The following is a 16,591-nucleotide window of genomic DNA, read 5'->3' on the forward strand; positions in this document are numbered from 1 at the left end:
TGGCGGCGAGGCTCAGAGCGTCTGGGCCTTGAAGGTATCGCAACTGGCCGGCGAGCCGCTCTCGAAGCCGGTCTTGAACCAGCGCATGCGTTGCGCCGAGGAGCCATGGGTGAAGGAATCCGGCACCACCATGCCGCGGCCCTGGCGTTGCAGGCGATCGTCGCCGATGGCGTTGGCGGCGTTCAGGGCTTCCTCGATGTCGCCCGGCTCCAGCCAGTTCAGCCGCTGCTGTGCACGGTTGGCCCAGACCCCGGCGAAGCAGTCCGCCTGCAGTTCCTGGCGTACCGACAGGCCGTTGGCGCCCTCCATGCGCGCGCCGCGCTGGCGGGCTGCGTTGATCTTGGCCGAGATGCCCATCAGGTTCTGCACGTGGTGGCCGACCTCGTGGGCGATCACATAGGCCTGGGCGAAGTCGCCGGCGGCGGAGAAGCGCTGTTCCATCTCGCGGAAGAACTCCAGGTCGAGGTAGACCCGGCGGTCGGCCGGACAGTAGAACGGCCCGGTGGCCGACGAGGCGAAGCCGCAGGCGGAATTCACCCCATTGCTGAACAGCACCAGCTTGGGCTGTTGGTATTGTGCCTGGCCGCTGGCGAAGATCTGTTCCCAGGTGTCCTCGGTGTCGCCGAGGATCGAGCGGACGAACTCGCTCTGCTCGTCGTTGGCCGCCGGGGCCCGACCGCCGGCCTGCTGCTGGGTGGCCGGCGCCGGGCTGTCCATCTGGCCGAGCAGCGACCCGAGGATCTGCATCGGGTCCTGGCCCATCAGCAGGCCGACCACCACCACGATGGCCACCCCACCCAGGCTGAGGCCCTTGCCGCCGATGCGCATGCCGCCACCGCCGCCTGCGCCTCCTTCGCCCCGGGCATCAATCACGTTGTCACTGCGTCGTCCTTTGCGCCAGAGCATGGCGGTTCTCCTGTACGTTTCGCTTCTTCAGTGTTGTCGTCGTCCGCCGCCAGCGCCACCCCGACCGTCAGGCCGAGGTCAGCAGCTCGGCGCGGGCGAGCAGTTGGACGTGGCCGCCGACCCTGACGCTACCGTCTGTCGCGACCTGGACGTCGAGCCGGCTCGGCCGCTCGAGGAAGCGTCCCTGGTGCAGGACGAAGGGTTCGCCGCGCGCGGCAAGCCCGTATTCCACCAGGTAGGCGGCGACCGGACCGGCAGCGCTGCCGGTAGCCACGTCTTCCACCAGCCCCAGGCTGTCCCAGGTGCGGCCCTCGCGCCCGTCGACGTCGAGCAGATAGACAAACGCCGCGCCGAGTTTATCCAGGGCTTCTTGCAAATCGTTGACCTGACGGGCTCGACCCAGCGCCTCGGCGGTTACCGGCAGGAGCAGGTAGGGCAGGCCGGTGCTCACCACCCGCGGTGGATGCCCGGACAGGTCGTTGGCCGATAGCGAGAAGGCTTCGGCGAACCAGCGGCAGGTCCCGGCGTCCGGGGTGGCGCCGAATTCGGCGCGGCCCTGGTCCATCTCGGCGTAGAAACCGCTGCCCGCCCGCACGCTGCGCAGGGCCACCGATTTGCTGGCCAGGTGCAGCGTCCAGTGCTGTTCGTTGTCGCCGCCGCGCAGGTGATGGAGCAGGGCGGCGGCGCCGAGCAGCGGGTGGCCGGCGAACGGCAGTTCTTCCTCCAGGGTGAAGATCCGTGCGCCGAAGGCCCGTGGGTCGTCGCCCGGCAGCAGGAAGATCGATTCGAACTGGCGCAGTTCGCGGGTCCAGGCCTGCATGGCGGCGTCATCGAGGGTGCTGGCGTCGTCGAATACGGCCAGGCCGTTGCCGGTGAGCGGACGCTCGGCGAACACATCGAGTTGCCAGTAGCGTCGGGACATGGGCCTTTTCCTGTGAAATGGAATGAAAAACGCGAGGGGGGACTCGACAAGCAGCCTATCGGCCTTTATGTTCGCCGACAAGAAAGCGCCTGGCTGGTGCTTTCCAGGCCGCCGCAGCGGCCGGCGTCGCTCGGACGGTTCCGGGCGCTTACGTTACTCCGAGGACAGCATGGCTGAATCACGCCCTGCGCGCCGTTTCGCGCGCATCGACCGCCTTCCCCCCTACGTTTTCAATATCACCGCCGAACTGAAGATGGCCGCTCGTCGCCGTGGCGAGGACATCATCGACCTGAGCATGGGCAATCCCGACGGGCCGACCCCGCCGCATATCGTCGAGAAGCTCTGCACCGTCGCCCAGCGCGAAGACACCCATGGCTACTCCACCTCGCGCGGCATCCCGCGCCTGCGCCGGGCCATCTCGCACTGGTACCGCGACCGCTACGACGTGCAGATCGACCCGGAAAGCGAAGCCATCGTCACCATCGGCTCCAAGGAAGGCCTCGCGCACCTGATGCTGGCGACCCTCGACCATGGCGACACCATCCTCGTGCCCAACCCGAGCTATCCGATCCACATCTACGGTGCGGTGATCGCCGGCGCCCAGGTGCGCTCGGTGCCGCTGGTGCCGGGCATCGATTTCTTCAACGAGCTGGAACGGGCGATCCGCGAATCGATTCCCAAGCCGCGCATGATGATTCTCGGTTTCCCCTCCAACCCTACCGCGCAGTGCGTCGAGCTGGACTTCTTCGAGCGCGTGGTGGCGCTGGCCAAGCAGTACGACGTGATGGTCGTGCACGACCTGGCCTATGCCGACATCGTCTACGACGGCTGGAAAGCGCCGTCGATCATGCAGGTACCGGGCGCCAAGGATATCGCCGTGGAGTTCTTCACCCTGTCGAAGAGCTACAACATGGCCGGCTGGCGGATCGGCTTCATGGTCGGCAATCCCGAGCTGGTCTCGGCCCTGGCGCGGATCAAGAGCTACCACGACTACGGCACCTTCACGCCCCTGCAGGTGGCGGCCATCGCCGCTCTGGAAGGCGACCAGCAGTGCGTCCGCGATATCGCCCGGCAGTACCAGCAGCGCCGCGACGTCCTGGTGAAGGGACTGCGCGAGGCCGGCTGGATGGTGGAGAACCCGAAGGCCTCGATGTACGTCTGGGCGAAGATCCCCGAGCCCTACGCGCATCTGGGCTCGCTGGAGTTCGCCAAGAAGCTGTTGCAGGACGCCAAGGTCTCGGTGTCGCCGGGGATCGGCTTCGGCGACTACGGCGACGATCATGTGCGTTTCGCCCTGATCGAGAACCGCGACCGCCTGCGCCAGGCGGTGCGCGGGATCAAGTCGATGTTCCGCGCCGACGGGCTGCTGTCGCCGCAGAGGAAGGTCGATAGCCTGGCGGAGTGATCCTCACGCCCTGCTACAAGGAAAAACGCCGTTTCCCCTGGGGGAAACGGCGTTTTCGTTAGCGTCCCGGGTACTCCGCCAGTACCGAGGCCTGGCCGCTCCTGGTCAGGCCGACGACCTGGTAGGCGTCCTGGCGGTCGCCCATCTCCATGCCCGGCGAGCCGACCGGCATGCCCGGTACGGCGGCGCCGACCAGGTCGGCGCGTTCGCGCAGCTTGAGGATGTCGGCTGCCGGAACGTGGCCTTCGACGAACTTGCCGTCGATCACTCCGGTATGACAGGAGCCCATGCTGTAGGGCACGCCGAGGCGGCTCTTGACTGCGCTCATGTCTGCTTCCACATGGTCGGTGACCTTGAAACCGTTGGCTTCGAGGTGCTTGATCCAGTCCTTGCAGCAGCCGCAGTTGGCGTCGCGGTGGACGTCGATGGCCAGCGGTTCGGCGGCCTGGACCAGGGAACCGTGGAGCAGGGTGGCGGCCAGGACGGCCAGGGGAGCGAAGCGGCGCATGGGATTCTCCTTGCTGCGAGCGAATGCCGGGAGCATACCGCTGGCACCCGCCGCCACCCAGCCGGTGAGCTGTATCCACTTGTGACGAAGCGATGCGCTGCCCGCCGCGCCGGGTTGCCGTTGGGCAGGGACGGATTGTCGCAGCGAACTCGTCGGCGCGGTTTGGGTCTGCTGTCCTTAGGGTTGCCGGGGCGTTCGCCGCCGGTGTCGAACTGACCGCTGGGGGCAACAGGCCCGAGGAGAAAGGGGATGCTCTTCGCCCGTTTGGTTTTGCTGGTTCAGGCGCTGGTATGGGGCGCGCTGGGAGTGCTGTACTGGGTGCGTCCCTACGAGATGGCCAATCTCAGTGGCATGCTGCTGATGGAGCCTTCGGCGGTCAGCGATGCGCGGGTGTTCTATGGCGGCCATCAGTTCGCCCTGGCGTTGTTCCTGCTGTTCGCCCTGCGCCGGGCTTCGCTGGTGCAGCCGGCGTTGATCCTGGTAGTGCTGCTGCAATCGATCCTGACTCTGTCGCGGCTATTGATTGCCTGGATCGAGGGCGGGATGGAGGCCGACGGCAACCTGTTCGGCCTGCTGTTCCGCGGCGCAATGGCTGCCCTGGGGATCGCCGCCCTGTGGTGGCTGCAACGGCGGCCGCCCCGGCTGTCGACGCCCGGCGAGAACACCGAGCGCCGCGAGGACGACTTCGACGGCCTGTGACATTCAAGGTTGACTGCGACTCGGGAAGTCCTTCAGCAATTGCGCGATGCCGCGGTCGAACGCTTCCTGGGTCAGCGCCGGATCGTGCAGTTGGCGGCTCAGCACGCTTTCCAGAAGGACCCTGCCGTTGCTTTCGTCAAGGATGCGCAGCGCCAGCCTGGCCTCGGTGTCTTCGGTCAGTTGGGTCTGGGTGAAGACGCCATCCTGGGTGATCACCGGTCGCATTTCCAGGCCCGGCTGGCGTTGCAGGCCGAGGGCGTAGATCACCCGCAGGTCGCCGTGTTCCACCTGGTAGCGATAGCCCTTGGCCTCCAGGGCGCGGCGCACGGCCGTATCGAAACGCTCCTCGAAGTCGATGCGGTGCCCCTCGGCGCGTACCGCCTGGATGAAGAAAGTCCTGTAATCCGCCGCTGTTACGCCAGGGGCGAGCCGTACGGGGCCCGGTTCATTGCGGCAGGCATAGAGCAGCAGGCCGAACAGGAGCAGCAGGACGAAGCGCAGGCTGAATCGGCGCATGGCGCGTTCCTTCCTCTTTTTTATCTTTGTGCCGCAAGCCTAGCCGTTGCCTCGCGGCTTGCCGCCCATCCCCCGTTGGGTCAGTCGTCCAGCTCCACCCAGAGGCCTTCGGCGTCTTCCCGGCAGGGCAGGGCGCGCAAGCGCTCGCCAGCGCAGGGGCCGGCGACGCACTCGCCGGACTCGATGAGGAACAGCGCGCCGTGGCTGGCGCAACGGATCAGGCTGGCGCTGTCGTCGAGGAAGGCATCGGGCTGCCACTCCAACGGGATGCCGCGATGCGGGCAGCGGTTCAGGTAGATGTAGGCGCGGCCGTCGCGACGCACCGCGAACAGCCGCCGCTCATCGACGAGGAAGCCGCGGCTGTTGCCTTCGGCGAGATGGGAAGAGGGACACAGGTGGATCATGGGCGCTCCGTTTGCCGGGATCATTATCCCTGATCCGGAGGACGGCTTTCACCTGTGGCATGGAAAGCGCCCGGCATGGCCAGGCGCTGGGTATGGGGGCACTTCCGTGTGCGAAGGGGTAACGGGTCAGATGTCCCAGACCAGGTTGACCGCGAAATTACGGCCTGGCTGGGACAGCCGGTCGATGTTGGCCGGGGCCAGCGCCGAAGCCTCGCCGACGCTGTCGTAGCCGCGCACGTCATCCCACAGCCAGTATTTCTTGTCGGTCAGATTGTAGAGACCGGCGTTGAGGGTCAGGTCCTTGCTCAGCCTGTAGTAGGCGCTGAGGTCGAGGACGCCGAAGCCCGGGGTCTTGAACTGGCTGGCGGTGCCATCCGGGGTGTGGAAGGTGCTGTCGTCGACGCGGTCCTTGCGTTTGACCAGGGTCCAGCTGAGCAGCCCGCCGTAGTTGCCGTCTGCTTCGTCGTAGCCCAGGCCGAACACTCCGGTGAGTGGGTTGACGCTGTTGATCGGCTCGCCGTTGTCCTTGTTGCGACCGTAGGCGTAGGCCACGCTGCCCTGGGTGTAGAGTCCCTGCGGCGCGCCGAAGGCGCCCAGCTCCAGGCGGCCCTTGAGTTCGACGCCCTTGATCACCGCACGCTCGATGTTGTTGGACTGGAAGGTCTGGCCGTTGCCGCCGGTGCTATCGGTATTCAGGGCGTCTTCGTCGATGAAGTCGCGATATTTGTTGTAGAACACCGCCACGCCGAAGCTGCCTTCGTCGAACTTGCCGCGCAGCCCGGTCTCGAAGCTCTGGCTCTTTTCCGGCTTGAGGTTGGGGTTAGGCTCGATGTGGTAGCCCGCCTGCAGGTTCTCGAATCGACCGTACAGCGCCTTGGCGGTGGGCGTGCGGAAGCCCTGGGCGTATTGGCCGTACCAGGTGTAGTGCTGGGCGAAGTCGTAGGTCACGCCGAACTTGGGCGAAACCCGGTGCCATTTCTTGTCCGACTCGTCGACCGCGGTGTTCTGGCTCTGCTTCATGGTGCGCAGGAACTCGTCGGTGATGTGCGGCTCCATGCGCGTGTAGTCGTAACGCAGGCCGGGAGTGAAGGTCCAGTCGTTCCAGCTGATGCTGTCCTGGGCGAACAGGGCGTAGGTCTTCACCGTCGGATCGGGAAAGTCGCTGCTGCGTTCCAGGGCATCGCGCGGGCTGTCCGCGCCGGTGTCCAGGTTGGTGCCGGTGCCGCTGCGCATGCCGGTGACCTTCTGGTGCTTGAGATTGATCCCGTAGCTCAGCAGGTGCTCGGTCTCGCCGATGGCGAAGCTCTTGTCCAACTGACTGTCGAAGACCCACAGGCGTTCCTTGTAGGTAGTGTCGCGGGTGCGCAGGACCTTGCGGGTGATCGGGTAGTAGAACTCGCGGGTCGCCTGGTCGGTCTTCGCCAACTGGTAGTTCAGGCTCCACTGGATGCGATCGGCGACCGGGCTGTCGAGCAGGAAATGGTGCTCCAGGCCGTAGCGCTCGCGAGTCAGGGTGTCGTTGCCCTTGCGCCACTGGTACATGCCGCCCGGCAGCATGCTCGGCGGGATGGCCGGCTTGCCCTTGTCGTACGGGCCGCCATAGGCGCTCTTCTGGTCGGTATCGACGTCGCTCTTGTACTTCTCGAAGACCAGCCCGAAGCGGCTGCCCTCGGCGTAGTTCCAGCCCAGCTTGCCGAGCAGGCTGTAGCTGTCGGCGTCTTCCGGGTTGGCTTCGCTGCGCGAGAGCCCGGTGCCGCCGTGGCCGCCGTTGGATTCGGTCTCGTGGCCCTGGCGGTAGCCATAATGCAGCAGACCGTCGAAGTCGTCGGCGCGGCCGGCGACGGTGGCCGAGGTCAGCCAGGAGTGGCTGGCCGACTCGTAGCCGGCCTTCAGCCGGGCGCCGACGTCCTTGCCGTCCTTGATGATGTCCGACGGGTCGAGGGTGAAGTAGCTCACCGCGCCGCCGATGGCGTTGCTGCCGTACAGCGCCGAGGCCGGGCCGCGAAGGATTTCCACGCGCTTTACGATGTCCGGATCGACGTAGTTGCGGTGGGTCTGCGCGTAGGGGCCGCTGAAGAAGTCGTTGGGCAGTTCGACCCCGTCGATCTGCGTAAGGATGCGGTTCCCGTCGATGCCGCGGATGTTGTAGCCGGTGATCCCGGCACGCTGGCCGGCGCCGCCGACCGAGACTCCCGGTTCGTAGCGCACCAGTTCCTTGATGTTGTTGACGTTCTGCCGGTCCAGTTGTTCGCGGGTCTGCACGCTGACGGTGCTCGGCACCGAATCCACTGCCTGCTCGGTACGGGTGGCGGTGATGGTGGTCGGGGTCAGCGGGACGGCGTTCCCCGCCAGAGCCAGGGAAGGGCTGAGCAACAGCAGGGCCAGGCAGGGGCGCAGGGCGAAGGGCGGGGAGAGCGGCATGTGGGACTCCTTGGGTCGGGCCGGTGGCGAATAGCCAGGGGGACGTCGGGCGCACAAGGTACTGCCAGAAAAACGCTAATGCAAATAATTATCAAATGGATTCAGGTATGCGTTTTGTGGCAAAGTTCACCTGTTTTGCGCGTAGCGCGACCGAACCGGATATGCCCGAGGAACCGTCGATGAGCAGCACTCCCAGCCTTTCCCATTCCCCTGCCGAGCTTTACCGCGCCTGGCAGGACCTGCGCGCCGAGCGACCGCAGCTACGCGCGCGCGACGCCGCTGCGCTGTTGCAGGTCAGCGAAGGCGAGCTGGTCGCCAGCCGGGTCGGCATCGATGCCGTGCGCCTGCGGCCGGACTGGGCCGCCTTGCTGCCGGCGCTCGGCGAACTGGGGCCGATCATGGCGCTGACCCGCAACGAGCATTGCGTCCACGAACGCAAGGGGCCGTATCGCGAAGTGACGGTCTCTGCCAATGGGCAGATGGGCCTGGTGGTCTCGCCGGATATCGACCTGCGCCTGTTTCTGGGGGGTTGGAACGCTGTCTTCGCCATTGCCGAGGAGACATCGCGGGGTACCCAGCGCAGCATCCAGGTGTTCGACCAGCAGGGCGTGGCGGTGCACAAGGTGTTCCTTACCGAGGCCAGCGACGTCCGCGCCTGGGAACCGCTGGTCGAGCGCCTGCGGGCTGCCGAGCAGGATGCCGTGCTGGCCCTGCGCGAACCCCGCGCACCGGCTGCTGCGCTCGTCGATGCGCAGATCGATGCCGTAGCCTTGCGCGAAGGCTGGGCCGCGTTGAAGGACACCCATCATTTCCACGCCCTGCTGAAGAAGCATGGCGCGCAGCGCACCCAGGCGCTGCGCCTGGCTGGCGGCGAATGGGCCGAGCGCCTGGACAAGGGCGACCTGGCGAAACTCTTCGAAGCGGCGGCCGAAAGCGGGTTGCCGATCATGGTGTTCGTCGGCAACGCCCACTGCATCCAGATCCATACCGGGTCTGTGTGCAACCTGAAGTGGCTGGACGACTGGTTCAACGTGCTCGATCCGGAATTCAACCTGCACCTGAAGACCACCGGCATCGCCGAGCTTTGGCGGGTGCGCAAGCCGAGCACCGATGGCATCGTAACCAGTTGGGAGGCCTTCGACGCCGACGGCGAACTGATCGTGCAACTGTTCGGCGCGCGCAAGCCCGGCGAGCCCGAGCGCGACGACTGGCGCGAACTGGCCGAATCCGTCAAGGCGCTCTGAGGAGAGATCATGCGTATCGATCGACTATTCAACGGGTTGGCGCTGGGCATCCTGCTCGGCACCGGCATGGCCCAGGCCGCCGAGCTGCCGCAACGCTGGGTGAGCGCGGGCGGCTCGCTGAGCGAATGGGTGGTGGCGCTGGGCGGCGAGAGCAAGCTGGTCGGGGTGGACACCACCAGCCAGCATCCGCAGGCGCTGAAACAGTTGCCGAGCGTCGGCTACCAGCGCCAACTGGCTGCCGAGGGCGTGCTGGCGTTGCGTCCGGATATCCTCATCGGCACCGAGGAAATGGGGCCTCCGCCGGTACTCAAGCAGCTCGAAGGCGCCGGCGTGCGGGTCGAGACCCTCTCCGCCAAGCCGGATCTGGAGGCACTGGAAAGCAACCTGAAGAAGCTCGGCGACTGGCTCGGCGTGCCCCAGCGCGCCGAGGCCGCCGAACTTGACTATCGTCAGCGGCTGCGGCGCCAGGCGGACTGGATCGCGGCCGCGCAGAAGAGCCAGCCGGCCCCGGGCGTCCTGCTGGTGATCGGCAACGCCGGCGGTCAGTTGCTGGTAGCCGGGCGCAATACCGGCGGCGATTGGGTCCTGAACCGGGCCGGAGCACGCAACCTGGCTACCCATGAGGGTTACAAGCCGATCTCGGTGGAAGCCCTGGCCGCGCTCGATCCGGCCGCGGTGGTGATCGCCGACCGCAGCCTCGAAGGTGATGCGGCGCGTGCCGCGCTGCTCAAGCAGAACCCCGGCCTCGCCGCGACCCGCGCGGCGCGTGACGGACGTCTGCTGGTGCTGGACCCGACGCTCCTGGTGGGCGGCCTCGGTCCGCGCCTGCCGGATGGCCTGGCGGCTCTCTCCGCAGCCTTTTATCCTTCCGCGAAACCGCTGAGTACGGAAGCCGCCCATTGAAATCGGTTGTTCGTCCCCGCGCACTGTTCGGTGCGCTGGGGATTTCGCTCGTGTTGGTCCTCTGGTTGTCCCTCGCCCTCGGTCCCGTCAGCCTGCCGCTGGGCGATACCCTGCGCGCCGCGCTGCGCCTGGCCGGGCTGCCGCTCGATGGAACGGGCCTGGCCCAGGCGGAAATGATCCTCGGCCAGATCCGCCTGCCGCGGACCCTGCTCGGCCTGGCCGTGGGCGCGGTGCTGGCGCTGTCCGGGGTGGCGATGCAGGGCCTGTTCCGCAACCCGCTGGCCGATCCAGGGCTGGTCGGGGTGTCCAGCGGCGCGGCCCTCGGCGCGGCGCTGGCCATCGTATTCGGCGCCTCGCTGGGCGGCTTGCCGGCGTTCCTCGCGCCTTACCTGCTGTCGCTGTGCGCCTTCGGCGGCGGCCTGGGGGTGACCTGGCTGGTCTATCGGCTTGGCCGCCGCGATGGCCAGACCAGCGTGGCCACCATGTTGTTGGCAGGGATCGCCTTGACCGCACTGTCCGGCGCGGTGATCGGACTGTTTACCTATCTCGCCGATGACGCCACCTTGCGTACCCTGACCTTCTGGAACCTGGGCAGCCTGAACGGCGCCAGCTACCCACGACTCTGGCCGCTGCTGCTGGTGGCGCTGCTGGTGGCCTGCTGGCTACCGCGCCGGGCAGATGCGCTGAACGCACTGCTGCTCGGCGAGTCCGAGGCCCGTCACCTGGGCTTCGACGTCGAGCGATTGAAGGCCGAACTGGTGCTTTGCACTGCCCTCGGCGTCGGCGCCGCAGTGGCGGCGGCGGGGATGATCGGCTTCATCGGCCTGGTGGTGCCGCACCTGATCCGTCTGGTTGCCGGTCCGGATCATCGGACGTTGCTGCCGGCCTCGATGATGGCCGGCGCCATTCTCCTGCTGCTTGCCGACCTGCTGGCGCGCCTGGCGCTGGCTCCGGCGGAGTTGCCGATCGGCATCGTCACGGCACTGATCGGCGCGCCGTTCTTCCTTTATCTGCTATTGCGGGGGCGGGCCTGATGCTGCGCGTGGAGAACCTGTCCATCCGCCGTGGCGGAAAGACTGTACTGGAAGGCCTCGAGCTGGAGCTGCGGCCTGGCGAGATGCTCGGCGTACTCGGCCCCAACGGCGCTGGCAAGAGCACCTTGCTTGGCGCTCTCTGTGGCGAACTGGAGCCGGCCGAAGGGCTGGTGCTGCTCGACGAGCGCGGCCTCGACGACTGGCCGGGCGTCGCTCGCGCGCAGCGCCTGGCGGTGCTGCCGCAGAGTTCGTCGCTGGGCTTCGCCTTTCCGGTGGAGGCGGTGGTCGGCTTCGGTCGGCTGCCCCATTCCAGCGGCCGCGAGCGCGATGTGCAGATCGTCGCCGAGGCCTTGGCGGCGGCCGACGCCAGCCATCTGGCCGGGCGCAGCTACCTGGCGCTGTCCGGCGGCGAACGCCAGCGCGTGCACCTGGCGCGGGTGCTGGCGCAGCTGTGGCCGGGCGAGCCGGGGCAGGTGCTGCTGCTCGACGAACCGACCTCGGCGCTCGACCCGCTGCACCAGCACACTACCCTGCAGGCGGTGCATGATTTCGCCCGCCGCGGTGCCTCGGTGCTGGTGATCCTCCACGATCTCAACCTGGCCGCGCGCTATTGCGACCGCCTGCTGCTGTTGCAGAATGGTCGCCCGCACCTGCTCGGTACGCCCGAGGAAGTCCTGCGCCCCGAGCCGTTGCGCGCGGTGTTCGGCCTCGAGGTCCTGGTCCAGCGTCATCCCGAGCGAGGTCATCCGCTGATCGTCGCCCGTTGAAGGAGTCGCCATGCGCATTCGCCTGTTCGCTTTCTGTCTGCTGCTGGGCGGCTGCCAGTCCCAACTGCCGCCGCTGCCTGATTGGCAGAGCCCGGAAGGGCGCGACGATCCGCAGACGGGACGAATAGTCGAATTGCGCAGCGGCGTGACGCTGAGCCCGCAGCAACTGGTCGCACGCCTGGCGGCCGCGCCGCGAGTGATCGTCGGCGAGAAGCACGACAATCCCGATCATCATGCCGTGGAACTGTGGCTGGCGCAGGCCCTGGGCGAATACCGGGCGCAGGGCAGCCTGCTGCTGGAAATGCTCGATCCCGGCCAGCAACCACGGGTGGATGCGGTCCGCGCACAACTCGGGACCGGCAAGCCGGTGGCGAACCTGGAGCAGGCCCTGGACTGGCAGAAAGGTTGGGACTGGACGCAGTACGGACCCCTGGTGTCCTGGGCGGTTGCGCAACCCGCGCCGTTGCTGGCGGCGAACCTCCAGCGGAGCGAGATCATGCGCATCTACAGGGAGCGTCCGCCGCTTCCCGGAACGGCCTCCAGGCGTGACAGCGTGCGCCTGCCGTTGCTTGCGCAGATTCGCGAATCCCACTGCGGCATGCTTCCCGACGATCAATTGCCGGCGATGCTCGCCGTCCAGCAGCAACGTGACCGCCGCATGGCCGAGCGTTTTCGCGATGCGCCACTGCCGGCGATGCTCGTCGCCGGCAGCTTCCACGCCCGACGCGACCTCGGCGTACCGGTCCACCTGCGCGACCTTGGTGCGGAGAAGGGTGCGCAGGTACTGATGCTGGTCGAGGCCGGGCAGGCGGTAACGACGCGTGAGGCCGACTACGCCTGGTACACGCCGGCACAGCCGGACAAGGACTATTGCGCGGAGATGAAGAAGGCGCGTTGAAGGAAGGGCGCGAGGCCTGGAGCCGCGTATCGCGCTACGTTTTCGCGGGCAAAAAAAGACCCGGCAAAGTGCCGGGTCGAAACCGTGATTAGCCTGATGAGGAGATAATCTGAAGAGTCCGACTGCTTGGTCTCTCAGCTTACCTGCTGGCCTCGCGACCAGTTGGTGTAATAATAACTATTCTCATTATCAGGTCAAGCCGGTTCTCATTCATTCCATCGCCAGCCGATGAACGGTCGTCTCCGGCCGAATCGCAGGCAAAAAAAGACCCGGCAAAGTGCCGGGTCAAAAACCGTGATTAGCCTGATGAGGAGATAATCTGAAGAGTCCGACTGCGTGGGTCTCTCAGCTTACCGGCTGATCTCGCGACCAGTTGAGTGATATAATAATGATTCTCATTTCCATGTCAAACGCTTTCGCCAAACTTTTCTGCTAGCTAGTCGCGAGCCCTCTGGAATGGGCCTCAGGCGCTGCGGCGCAGGCGCAGCTGGGTCACTTCCCGGTTAAGCAGGTCTATCCGCCGGGCCATGCCTTCGATCAGGCTATGGGCGATTCGCGGGTTGTTCTGCATAAGGCCGAGGAACTGCTCCTTGGGAATCACCATTACCGTGCAGGGTTCGCTGGCGACCACCGTGGCGCTGCGTTTCTCGCGAGTGAACACGGCCATGGCGCCGAAGATCTCGTCCTTCTGCACATCGCCGACTTTCTGGCCGTCCACCAGCGCTTCGGCGTGCCCTTCGATGATGATGAATACATGATCCGCATCGTCGCCCTGGCGGATCAGCGCCTCGCCCGCGGCGAAGTGGCGGAAGCCGGTGGCCGGGCGGACTTCCGGCTGCTTCAGGTGCGCCAGCGCATCGCCGAGCAGGGCAGTCTGTCCGATCAGGTACTGCAATAGCAGTTCCTGACGTTCCTGGTCAGCATGGATGTGCTGGAGCAGCGCATCGCGCGAATAGGGCAGCAGGCGGATCGGTTCTTCGTTGGCATGCTGGCAGGCGGGGAGCTCGAGTCCGCGTCGAAGGCCGAGGAGGTCGCCTTCCTGGAGGTAGAACAGTGGGCGTTCGTCGACCAGCGCATGCAGCAGGCCGCTTTCCACCAGGAATACCTGGTCGGCGGGCAGCTCGCGTTCCAGGTCGTCGCTACGTTCCAGTTCCAGGGCGGGGCCGCTGGGTGCCAGGCCTTCGAGCAAGCGGTGAGGGATTCCCTGCAGGCGATTGATCAATTGGTCGGCATAAGCCGGTTGCTCGCCGAGTAGATACATGGCCATTTCCTTGAGCTGCCTGGTCGAGAGAGGAGGTACGAACGTCCACGAGACGATAGGTGGGCGCCCGGGGGGAGTAAATATCTTCCCGTGGCAGGTGTGAGCTAGCTCTTGTTTCGCACGGGGAAAGTCTCCAGCTCGCCGAGCAGTGCGGCCTTGTGGTCTGGGGACAGCTCGTTCCAGTGAACGTCGAGAAGTGCGCCTTCGATGGCATAGAGCAGGACTTTCGAGGCTCGGAAGCCGCGCGCGCGGACCGCGCGATAGGCTCCCACCGAGCCGAGCCGACGCAGATCGGTGGCGCTGTGGATACCCACGGCATGCAACCATTGGGTCGAGGTTTTCCCGAGGTTTTTCAGGTTCAGCAGTTCGTCGTTCATCGTCGGTCCTTGCGATGCCGCTCAGAAGCGTGATGGCGCGGAACTGCCTGGAACCGGTCCGGAGCCGACAGGGCCGGCGCGATGGAGCGAGATGGCCGACGCGAGCGGCCTTCGCCCTTACGATCCGGCGTAGGCGGTCCGGGACCGATCCTCAGCCGGCCGGGTACCTGCCAGAAGTGTAGCGGCCTCCCGGCAAAACGTGGCCTGGCGTGGTCCTTCCGCTTCTCAGGGCTCCGGCAGGTAGCGCAGGCGGGTGCCGAAGTTCACCGACATGCGGATCTCGTCCGGCGCCAGGCGCAACGGGAAATACGTACCGGATATCTGCGCATGGGCCAGGCTGGCGCCCTCCAGGCGCGCCTCGCGCAGATCCACGCCGCGCAGGTCGGCGCCGCGGAAATAGGCATCGCTGAAGTCGACGCGGGCGGCATCCAGCAGACGCAGGTCGAGGCCGCGGAAGTCGCCGCCGGCCAGGTCGATCCAGCCGTCGGCCGGCTTCTGTCGGTTGAAGCCTTCGATGTCTTCGGCGTGGAGCAGTTGGTAGAGCGGCGAGTCGAGCTGACGGGGCGAGTTCATGGGCGGCGTCCTGCGCAGAAGGCTCGCCGTGAGTATAGAAGAGCAGCGGCACGGCGCCCGCCCTGGAGGGGCGGGCGCCATGGCAGTTCGTTCAGAGACCGGGCAGGCGCTGGCGAATGCCGTCGACCAGCCCGTCGAGGCTGGCCGCGTCGTGGGTGTCTACACGCTTGCTCTGGACCGTCTCCGCCGCTGTCAGCGGCTCGCGGGTAGCCTGCTGGGTGCGGATCACGTCGAGAGTCGCGTCGGACGGGTCCTTGCCTTCCGCCTGGCGTTGCGCAAGCCAGCCGGCGATCACCGCTTCGGGCGCCTGGCAGTCGAGGATCAGGAACGGCACGCCGGTTTCTTCCGCGATGTGGCAAGCGGCCTGGCGCTGACTCTGCTTCAGGTAGGCGGCATCGATCACCACCGGATAGCCAGCCTGGAGGATCTTCGCGGCCAACTGGTGAAGGTGCGCATAGGTCGCTTCGCTGGCCTGGCTGCTATAGATGCCGGCGGCGAACTGGCCCCTGTCGTGTTCCGGCTGCTCGCCGAACAGACGCTTGCGTTCGATATCCGAGCGCAGGCGCACGGCGCCCAGAGCCTCCACCAGACGCATGGCCACCTGGCTCTTGCCGACCGCGGAGACACCATGGGTGACCGCCAGGAAGCGCGAGGGAATGGCGCTGTAGCTTTCCGCCAGGTTGGCGTAGTTGCGGTACTGGCGCAGGGTCGCCGCGCGCTGCACGGCATCGGTCTGGTAGCCGAGGCTGAACAGCGCGACCTTGGCGCGGACCATGGCGCGGTAGGCCTTGTAGAAGTTCAGCAGTTCCAGGGCCTGGTAGTCGCCGGTGTGTTCCAGATAGAGGCTGACGAAGCGTCGAGCGTGGCACTTCAGGCCGCGATCTTCCAGGTCCATCGCGAGGAAGGCGAAGTCGGCGCAGACATCGGTGAAACGGAACGGCTCGTTGAATTCGATGCAGTCGAACAGCACTACCCTGCCGTCGATCAGCGCGGCGTTGCCCAGGTGGATGTCGCCGTGGCATTCGCGGATGAAGCCCTTCGCCTTGCGCTCCTGGAGCACCGGCAGCAGGCGTTCGAAGCTGCTTTCCGCCCAGGCTTCGAGGGCATCCAGCTGTTGCAGGTCGGCCTTGTCCTTGAGCAGCGGGCGAACCTGCTCGAAATTCTGCCGCACCGGCGCCATGCAGGACTCGGCGGTGCCCAGCGGGTGCTCCAGCGGCACCTTCGGAGTGTTCTGGTGGAAGTGCGCGATCTGCTCGGCCAGTTCGTCGATATGCTGGTTGGACAGTTCGCCGCGGCCCTGGATTGCCGCCAGCAGGTTGTCCTGCGGGAACTGGCGCATCTTCAGCAGGTATTCGATTGCCTCGCCGTCGCCGCCGATCCGCGGCGCTTCTTCGCTGCCGGTGATCGGCAGGACCTCCAGGTAGAGATCGTCGGTGAGGCGCTGGTTCAGGCGCAGCTCTTCGTTGCAATAGAAACGGCGCTTGTCCAGGCTGGTGAAATCGAGAAAGCCGAAATCCATCGGCTTCTTGATCTTGTAGGCGTAGGGACCGGTCAACAGGACCCAGGAGATATGCGTCTCGATGACCTCGAAGCGCTCCACCGGGTGGGGGTAGAGGGCCGGGTTCTGCAGGGCGGCGATCAGGGTCTGGCTCACGGGATATCCTTGCCTCTGAAATATGCGAAAACCCGCATTATGGCGGGAAGGGGTGACAGTGCAAACCTCGCTGGCGGATAGCAACCATTTGCCGGATCG

17 protein-coding genes are annotated in these 16,591 nt (G+C 66.3%); 7 read left to right on the plus strand and 10 right to left on the minus strand.

Features of this window, described 5'->3' with window-relative positions:
* Nucleotides 1–12: 12 nt before the first annotated feature.
* Both HMPREF2581_RS05945 and HMPREF2581_RS05950 read right to left on the minus strand, forming a co-directional pair.
* Nucleotides 13–906, minus strand: a complete 894-nt coding sequence (locus tag HMPREF2581_RS05945) for a KPN_02809 family neutral zinc metallopeptidase (protein WP_003095112.1) — start codon at nucleotides 904–906, stop codon at nucleotides 13–15.
* Nucleotides 907–973: 67 nt separating this feature from the next.
* Entirely contained in the window at nucleotides 974–1,828 is an 855-nt protein-coding gene (locus tag HMPREF2581_RS05950; protein WP_004365363.1) for a PhzF family phenazine biosynthesis protein, read from the minus strand.
* Nucleotides 1,829–1,997: 169 nt separating this feature from the next.
* On the opposite strand from HMPREF2581_RS05950, the gene alaC reads away from it, so the two are divergent.
* Nucleotides 1,998–3,233: an alanine transaminase gene (gene alaC / locus HMPREF2581_RS05955; protein ID WP_004365361.1), complete on the plus strand. Its 1,236-nt coding sequence runs from the start codon at nucleotides 1,998–2,000 to the stop codon at nucleotides 3,231–3,233.
* A 58-nt stretch (nucleotides 3,234–3,291) separates the two neighbouring features.
* On the opposite strand, the gene HMPREF2581_RS05960 is transcribed toward alaC, so the two are convergent.
* Nucleotides 3,292–3,741 (minus strand): DUF411 domain-containing protein, encoded by a 450-nt coding sequence (locus HMPREF2581_RS05960; RefSeq protein WP_003095106.1) that lies wholly within the window; start codon nucleotides 3,739–3,741, stop codon nucleotides 3,292–3,294.
* A gap of 249 nt (nucleotides 3,742–3,990) precedes the next feature.
* On the opposite strand from HMPREF2581_RS05960, the gene HMPREF2581_RS05965 reads away from it, so the two are divergent.
* A complete protein-coding gene (locus HMPREF2581_RS05965; RefSeq protein WP_004365359.1) occupies nucleotides 3,991–4,440 on the plus strand; it encodes a DUF4345 family protein in 450 nt (149 codons plus the stop codon).
* Between the two features lie 3 nt (nucleotides 4,441–4,443).
* Here the strand turns inward: HMPREF2581_RS05965 and HMPREF2581_RS05970 are convergent, their stop codons facing one another.
* From HMPREF2581_RS05970 to phuR, 3 genes are all read right to left on the minus strand, one after another.
* The gene (locus HMPREF2581_RS05970) at nucleotides 4,444–4,956 is read right to left on the minus strand and encodes a DUF4136 domain-containing protein (RefSeq protein ID WP_004365357.1); all 513 of its coding nucleotides are present in this window, start codon (nucleotides 4,954–4,956) and stop codon (nucleotides 4,444–4,446) included.
* A gap of 80 nt (nucleotides 4,957–5,036) precedes the next feature.
* A complete protein-coding gene (locus HMPREF2581_RS05975) occupies nucleotides 5,037–5,384 on the minus strand; it encodes a Rieske (2Fe-2S) protein (protein ID WP_003121065.1) in 348 nt (115 codons plus the stop codon).
* A 102-nt stretch (nucleotides 5,385–5,486) separates the two neighbouring features.
* Nucleotides 5,487–7,781 (minus strand): heme/hemoglobin uptake receptor PhuR, encoded by a 2,295-nt coding sequence (phuR, locus tag HMPREF2581_RS05980; protein ID WP_003095102.1) that lies wholly within the window; start codon nucleotides 7,779–7,781, stop codon nucleotides 5,487–5,489.
* A 179-nt stretch (nucleotides 7,782–7,960) separates the two neighbouring features.
* On the opposite strand from phuR, the gene HMPREF2581_RS05985 reads away from it, so the two are divergent.
* The 5 genes from HMPREF2581_RS05985 to HMPREF2581_RS06005 are packed head-to-tail and all read left to right on the plus strand — an operon-like array spanning nucleotide 7,961 to nucleotide 12,627.
* Entirely contained in the window at nucleotides 7,961–9,025 is a 1,065-nt protein-coding gene (locus HMPREF2581_RS05985) for a hemin-degrading factor (protein ID WP_004365355.1), read from the plus strand.
* Between the two features lie 9 nt (nucleotides 9,026–9,034).
* On the plus strand, nucleotides 9,035–9,928 hold the full coding sequence (locus tag HMPREF2581_RS05990) for a hemin ABC transporter substrate-binding protein (RefSeq protein WP_003141666.1): 894 nt from the start codon (nucleotides 9,035–9,037) through the stop codon (nucleotides 9,926–9,928).
* Between the two features lie 50 nt (nucleotides 9,929–9,978).
* A complete protein-coding gene (locus HMPREF2581_RS05995) occupies nucleotides 9,979–10,962 on the plus strand; it encodes a FecCD family ABC transporter permease (RefSeq protein WP_003121063.1) in 984 nt (327 codons plus the stop codon).
* Nucleotides 10,962–11,729 carry a heme ABC transporter ATP-binding protein gene (locus HMPREF2581_RS06000; protein ID WP_003095098.1) on the plus strand — a complete coding sequence of 256 codons (768 nt, stop codon included), beginning with the start codon at nucleotides 10,962–10,964 and terminating at the stop codon, nucleotides 11,727–11,729. Before HMPREF2581_RS05995 ends, HMPREF2581_RS06000 begins: the two co-directional genes overlap by 1 nt.
* 10 nt (nucleotides 11,730–11,739) lie before the next feature.
* The gene (locus HMPREF2581_RS06005; RefSeq protein WP_003141664.1) at nucleotides 11,740–12,627 is read left to right on the plus strand and encodes a ChaN family lipoprotein; all 888 of its coding nucleotides are present in this window, start codon (nucleotides 11,740–11,742) and stop codon (nucleotides 12,625–12,627) included.
* A 463-nt stretch (nucleotides 12,628–13,090) separates the two neighbouring features.
* On the opposite strand, the gene cbpA is transcribed toward HMPREF2581_RS06005, so the two are convergent.
* The 4 genes from cbpA to HMPREF2581_RS06025 form a co-directional block, all read right to left on the minus strand.
* A complete protein-coding gene (gene cbpA, locus HMPREF2581_RS06010; protein ID WP_003141662.1) occupies nucleotides 13,091–13,888 on the minus strand; it encodes a cAMP-binding protein CbpA in 798 nt (265 codons plus the stop codon).
* 104 nt (nucleotides 13,889–13,992) lie between these two features.
* Entirely contained in the window at nucleotides 13,993–14,265 is a 273-nt protein-coding gene (locus tag HMPREF2581_RS06015) for a TfoX/Sxy family protein (protein WP_003095094.1), read from the minus strand.
* Between the two features lie 225 nt (nucleotides 14,266–14,490).
* Nucleotides 14,491–14,838: a pentapeptide repeat-containing protein gene (locus tag HMPREF2581_RS06020; protein WP_003095090.1), complete on the minus strand. Its 348-nt coding sequence runs from the start codon at nucleotides 14,836–14,838 to the stop codon at nucleotides 14,491–14,493.
* Between the two features lie 91 nt (nucleotides 14,839–14,929).
* Nucleotides 14,930–16,492, minus strand: coding sequence for a bifunctional aminoglycoside phosphotransferase/ATP-binding protein (locus HMPREF2581_RS06025; protein ID WP_003141659.1), 1,563 nt, complete (start codon nucleotides 16,490–16,492; stop codon nucleotides 14,930–14,932).
* Nucleotides 16,493–16,591: the final 99 nt, after the last annotated feature.

It is taken from the genome of Pseudomonas sp. HMSC057H01, assembly GCF_001836405.1.
Taxonomy (GTDB): Bacteria; Pseudomonadota; Gammaproteobacteria; order Pseudomonadales; family Pseudomonadaceae; genus Pseudomonas; species Pseudomonas aeruginosa.

Excerpts from the sequence above, each read along its gene's own strand:
- HMPREF2581_RS06000 (WP_003095098.1), top strand. The coding sequence starts at position 10,962 with ATGCTGCGCGTGGAGAACCTGTCCATCCGCCGTGGCGGAAAGACTGTA.
- HMPREF2581_RS05950 (WP_004365363.1), bottom strand. The coding sequence starts at position 1,828 with ATGTCCCGACGCTACTGGCAACTCGATGTGTTCGCCGAGCGTCCGCTC.
- HMPREF2581_RS05975 (WP_003121065.1), bottom strand. The coding sequence starts at position 5,384 with ATGATCCCGGCAAACGGAGCGCCCATGATCCACCTGTGTCCCTCTTCC.
- HMPREF2581_RS05970 (WP_004365357.1), bottom strand. The coding sequence starts at position 4,956 with ATGCGCCGATTCAGCCTGCGCTTCGTCCTGCTGCTCCTGTTCGGCCTG.
- HMPREF2581_RS05990 (WP_003141666.1), top strand. The coding sequence starts at position 9,035 with ATGCGTATCGATCGACTATTCAACGGGTTGGCGCTGGGCATCCTGCTC.
- HMPREF2581_RS06020 (WP_003095090.1), bottom strand. The coding sequence starts at position 14,838 with ATGAACTCGCCCCGTCAGCTCGACTCGCCGCTCTACCAACTGCTCCAC.
- HMPREF2581_RS05960 (WP_003095106.1), bottom strand. The coding sequence starts at position 3,741 with ATGCGCCGCTTCGCTCCCCTGGCCGTCCTGGCCGCCACCCTGCTCCAC.
- HMPREF2581_RS06015 (WP_003095094.1), bottom strand. The coding sequence starts at position 14,265 with ATGAACGACGAACTGCTGAACCTGAAAAACCTCGGGAAAACCTCGACC.
- HMPREF2581_RS06005 (WP_003141664.1), top strand. The coding sequence starts at position 11,740 with ATGCGCATTCGCCTGTTCGCTTTCTGTCTGCTGCTGGGCGGCTGCCAG.
- cbpA (WP_003141662.1), bottom strand. The coding sequence starts at position 13,888 with ATGTATCTACTCGGCGAGCAACCGGCTTATGCCGACCAATTGATCAAT.
- alaC (WP_004365361.1), top strand. The coding sequence starts at position 1,998 with ATGGCTGAATCACGCCCTGCGCGCCGTTTCGCGCGCATCGACCGCCTT.
- phuR (WP_003095102.1), bottom strand. The coding sequence starts at position 7,781 with ATGCCGCTCTCCCCGCCCTTCGCCCTGCGCCCCTGCCTGGCCCTGCTG.
- HMPREF2581_RS05945 (WP_003095112.1), bottom strand. The coding sequence starts at position 906 with ATGCTCTGGCGCAAAGGACGACGCAGTGACAACGTGATTGATGCCCGG.
- HMPREF2581_RS05965 (WP_004365359.1), top strand. The coding sequence starts at position 3,991 with ATGCTCTTCGCCCGTTTGGTTTTGCTGGTTCAGGCGCTGGTATGGGGC.
- HMPREF2581_RS05985 (WP_004365355.1), top strand. The coding sequence starts at position 7,961 with ATGAGCAGCACTCCCAGCCTTTCCCATTCCCCTGCCGAGCTTTACCGC.